Source organism: Pseudoroseomonas cervicalis ATCC 49957 (assembly GCF_000164635.1).
GTDB lineage: Bacteria > Pseudomonadota > Alphaproteobacteria > Acetobacterales > Acetobacteraceae > Pseudoroseomonas > Pseudoroseomonas cervicalis.
On record NZ_GG771027.1, the window covers coordinates 1 to 1,233 of the forward strand.

Sequence of the window (1,233 nt, forward strand, 5' to 3'; positions counted from 1 at the left end):
CCCTCCAGCGCCGCATGCCGCGCCTGCGGCCCGCCCAGCGCCAGCAGCACCAGCTCCGGCTGGCTGTGGCGCAGGGCGGTGCAGAGGGCGGCCACCGCGTCCGCCGGCCCCGTCGCCTCCAGCAGCAGCGCCGCCGCCTCCAGCCGCAGCACCAGGGCGGGAAGGTCCTCCTCCGGCGCGGCCTCGGCCTGGCGCAACCCGCTGTCCTGGAACAGCCGCACCCAGTCGGCGCGCCGCGCCGGGTCCGGGCTGACGGCGAGCAGCAGCGGGGCCGGCATGCTCAGCCCTGCCCGGCGCGCGAGGCGGGAGGGAGGGGATGGCAGGCGGGGGCGGAAGGCATGGCGGGCGGGTCCGTGGCGGCGGGGGCGGGGAAGAGACCGGGCTTCTTAAGCAACAGGTAATGGAAGCCGCGCCCGCCGTCGATGACCCCAGGCGCGAGCCAGCCTTGCGGCAACCCGCGCGCGGCGTGGGCGTTGCGGCGGCATGGAACACCACATCACCATTGCCCGGCCAGCCGCCGTGGTGCTGGCCTGGCTGGCGGACCCCGCTCATCTGGGCGCCTGGCTGCCACAGCTGCGGCGCGAGGAAGGCCCGCTGCCACGCGAGGGGCTGCGGCCCGACCCGCAGGGTGGCCGCATCGCCTGGGGCTTCGAGCCGCCCGGCGAATGGCGGGCGGAGGAGAGCGGGGGCGTGACGCGGCTGACGCTGCGCGTGCAGCGCGACGCCATGCGCCCGGCCGACCCGACCGAGCCGGAGAGCCCGGAGGAGGCGGTGCGGCACGGGATGGAGGCGGCGCTGCACAGCGTGAAGTCGCAGGTCGAGCGGGCGGGCGGCGGCGACCCGGACCTGCCCATGCCGGATGCGCCGGGCCGCGCCTATGGCCATGGCCGCGAGGCGGAGCCGGACCGCTAGCCCCCTCCCCGGCCCTGGCCTCCGCTCCAGGAACCCCGCCCGGGCGCACGGGGCGGGGTTTTTCGTGGGCGGCACCGGGCTGCCACCGAGCGGGCCTTAGCGTCTCCTTATAATTTTTCGCATAGCATGCCGGCACTTTGCATCAGCAGAAGGCTGAGCCGCGCATGTCCCTTTCGCCGCCCGCCTGCGCCGGGCCCGCCCCCGCGCCCACCGCGCCCTGCCCGGCCCCTGGCTGAGCCATGGCCGCGCATCGTCTTTTCACCGACATCCCCCTGCCCGGCCTGGCCCGCCGCCTGGGCCCCTGGCCGCCGCCCGACCCGG

At 77.0% G+C, this 1,233-nt stretch carries 2 protein-coding genes; one reads left to right on the forward strand and one right to left on the reverse strand.

Translation table 11 applies throughout. The features are described 5' to 3' along the window. Positions 1 to 278, reverse strand: a 278-nt coding sequence (locus HMPREF0731_RS21465) for a hypothetical protein (RefSeq protein WP_040614349.1), incomplete at its 3' end; no start/stop codon positions are given. 205 nt (positions 279 to 483) lie between these two features. On the opposite strand from HMPREF0731_RS21465, the gene HMPREF0731_RS21470 reads away from it, so the two are divergent. After that, positions 484 to 912 carry an SRPBCC family protein gene (locus HMPREF0731_RS21470; RefSeq protein ID WP_040614350.1) on the forward strand — a complete coding sequence of 143 codons (429 nt, stop codon included), beginning with the start codon at positions 484 to 486 and terminating at the stop codon, positions 910 to 912. Positions 913 to 1,233: the final 321 nt, after the last annotated feature.